This window comes from Paenibacillus agaridevorans (assembly GCF_003112455.1).
Taxonomy (GTDB): Bacteria; Bacillota; Bacilli; order Paenibacillales; family Paenibacillaceae; genus Pristimantibacillus; species Pristimantibacillus agaridevorans.
On the sequence record NZ_BDQX01000317.1, the window covers coordinates 72,103 to 75,200 of the forward strand.

A 3,098-nucleotide genomic window follows, 5' to 3' on the forward strand; every position below is an offset into this window, starting at 1 on the left:
GGCCGCCAGCTTCGGGAGCAATGGATCGCGGACAGCGGCTGGGTGACGATGAACAACCCCTTCAACGATTCGCTCCACCTACCGGACGGGCGCGATGAGTCATTCGGCGCGCTGGCCAGGCAGGGAGCGCATTCCTTGAGCGTGGCCGACGTGGACGGCGACGGCTGTCAGGAAATCATCTACGGCGCGGCGACGATCGACCATGACGGGTCCCTTTTATATAGCTCTGCGGATGTCATGCCCCAAGCAGGCGCTTCGTCGGGGTCCGGGGCGGATAGAAAGGTAAAGCTCGGCCACGGCGATGCGCTTCACGTCGCCAATATCGATCCCGATCGGCCGGGACTGGAAATATTCATGGTCCACGAGGGAGGCGCGTCCGTGCCGTACGGGTACACACTGCGGGATGCGCGGACGGGCGAGGTGTTGTACGGCGCTCCGGCGGATGGCGATGTGGGCCGCGGGATGATCGGCCAAGTGGACCCCGAATGCCGCGGCCTGCAAACGTGGTGCAGCGAGGATATCCACAGCCAGCAGACGTTCGGCTTAATGACTGCGCAAGGCGAGCAGATCGACAAGAGGGCGCCCGGCACGAATATGAACATTCGATGGGCCGCCGACATGACCACTCAAATCATTAGCGGCTCCTTCGATGAACCCGTTGCCATTGACGATTGGAAGAGGGGCCGGCTCCTTACCGCCGCAGGCTGTCGATCCAATAACGGCACGAAAGGCAATCCCTGCCTCGTAGCCGACATCTTCGGCGATTGGCGCGAGGAGCTGCTTGTAAGGACGGCGGACAGCTCCGCGATTCGGATCTACGTCAGCACGGAGCTTACCGACCGCAAGCTGTACACGCTGATGCATGACGCCCAATATCGGGTCGGCGTCGCCTGGCAGAACGTCGTGTATAACCAGCCTTGTTATCCAAGCTTCTATCTGGCATCGGATCTCGATTGGCGCGCGGTGCCTCTTCGGCGGTCGGCGGTGACTCCCGAATCGTAACGGAGGCGTACCTGTCCGTTAGAATTTGAAAGGGGCTGTCCCAAAAGCCGATTTGTGAATTTTGGAGCCTCACATTAAACCGGATTTCCCCAAGGTGAAACGGCTGTCGCCGTCCATTGGCGGTGCAGCGCGTTTCATTCCGAGAAATATAAGCCCAGTATAGAGTGAAACTTATACTTTCTTATCTTTCAAGAAAAGGACCTCAAATCCCACTCTGCAGTAGGATTCGAGGTCCTTTCACGTATAAATCGGGAGTTGTGTTGTGTGGGTCATGCTCGTTCCCCCTTCTCGCGAATAAGGGGAAAAACGCCCTCTAATATCCCCGTCTCCGCCCTTGCTTGCGCTTTAGAGGGAAATCCTCCCTATAATCCCGACCGGATCGCTGTATTCGGGCATAATCCCCCCGATTAGAGGGAGGTTTTCCCTCTATGCCTAGCCGATCGCCAGATTTATTCAGATTAGCGGGAGCTTTTCCTTCTATTTTCCGCCAGCGGGAGCAACGAGGAGGGGAACGCACAAGCTGTCGATCATGCCCACCAACTCGCCTGATCTACCTATCACGCTGAAGCTGCTCCATCTAGATGGACTCATTCTGTGCCAGCTTTGCTTAATTTAGGTCGTGTCTGAAAACCCGCTCAGGGGCATCTTTCACCGCCTTTCCGCCCCCTGCTTCGTCACTTTTGCTTGACGTACCCCCGGTACACCTTCACAAAAGTTCCTTGCATGGAACGAAAATTCGGCAAAATCTGCTCCCCTCGGAGTATTCAGACACGCCCTAGCACGGAATGAATAAATTTCTCCAACGAAGCAATAGCCGTTATGTTGTTATTGCACGCCCGTCCGTCCGCACACACATAATGCCCCACCGACTTGTAATAATCCGAGGAAGCCTGGGCAGGCCTCTTCTTCGCGACGCCTGAGAACAGCACCAGCTCTTCATAGCGGTTGCAGGCGAAGCAATAGCTCTTCTTATTGGTTGCCGTGAACCTTCCCTCGAGGCCCAAGAATTGCTCCCCGTTATGATAGACGATGAACATCTTGCCCGTAGAGATATCGGTCCAGCTCAAGTAGGTGATATATCGGAAGTCGATCCCCGAGAGGTCAGGAATCTTCAATTTCTTATTCTTGGGGAACAGCTTTCGAATCTGCCCTCCGGTGATCGGGGGAAACGGCACCAGGTACGGCTCGAGCGCCTGCACATATGCGTGACACTCGTCCGCTGTTCTTAGCTCCGTCACGGATTCCAGCAGCGCCTTGCCCTTGTCCGTTAAATCCGGGAACAACTCCGTCGCCTTAAGCTGCGCGCCATATCGGACGGAGTCCAGAATCTTGGGATCTCCGACCGATCTTGTCGCGCGCAAGACAGACTCGGCTTGTTGCCTAATTACATTATATTGGTAGTTTCTAATAAACGGTTGGCACATTAAACTTCAGCCCCTTATTCGAATTGGTCAAGCAAATAAGGTGCAAAGCCCGCTATTAGAAACGATATATGCTCAGTCCGGCGATAAGCGCCCGATTCATGCAAAGTATCGCCTCCTTATCAGGCTTTGCATGAGGCCTTGCCAATCCGGCAATCTCGAATTGCCATGAGTATCACCTCCGAGGGGTTCAAGTAAAGCTATTATAACTCTCCCATCGGCCAAAGGAAACAGGAATGCGCCGGCGGACTCCGGGATGATGGGCCAGTCCGAATGATGCATAGCCGACGAATCCCTACGGCGAATCGAGGGGCGAAATCCCTTTGGCTAAGCTGCTTGTGGCGTCGAACGCGGGTTGCGCTTCATTCCTCCTGCGCCTCCAGCCATCTCTCCATCAACGCATCCAGACGCGCCCGAAGGTGTTCCATCTCCGCCCAGCTTAGCTCCATGCGGGACAAAGCGTCAGCGTCCTGTGCCGGAATGCCCGGTACCGCGTCCAGCTCCGCCAGCCGCCGCTCCACTTCGGCAATCTCGGCTTCCAGCTGGGCGCCGGATTTAGCTTCCTTCTCCTTGAGCGGCTCCGCTTGTTTAACCGAACGCTCACGCCCCGTTCGCGGCCGGCTCCGGATCGCGCTATCGCCAGCGCCTGCGGCTGGGGCCGGGGCGGGGGCTGCG

The 3,098-nt window shown here is 56.6% G+C and carries 3 protein-coding genes; 1 reads left to right on the forward strand and 2 read right to left on the reverse strand.

The window, feature by feature from the left end:
• Positions 1-1,002 (forward strand): rhamnogalacturonan lyase family protein (locus PAT3040_RS39030; RefSeq protein ID WP_444980826.1); only part of this gene is annotated, 1,002 nt, incomplete at its 5' end.
• 764 nt (positions 1,003-1,766) lie between these two features.
• Here the strand turns inward: PAT3040_RS39030 and PAT3040_RS25665 are convergent.
• Together PAT3040_RS25665 and PAT3040_RS37405 are read right to left on the reverse strand one after the other, a co-directional pair.
• Entirely contained in the window at positions 1,767-2,426 is a 660-nt protein-coding gene (locus PAT3040_RS25665) for a FusB/FusC family EF-G-binding protein (RefSeq protein ID WP_108994920.1), read from the reverse strand.
• 359 nt (positions 2,427-2,785) lie between these two features.
• Positions 2,786-3,098, reverse strand: a 313-nt coding sequence (locus tag PAT3040_RS37405) for a hypothetical protein (RefSeq protein ID WP_373863974.1), incomplete at its 5' end; no start/stop codon positions are given.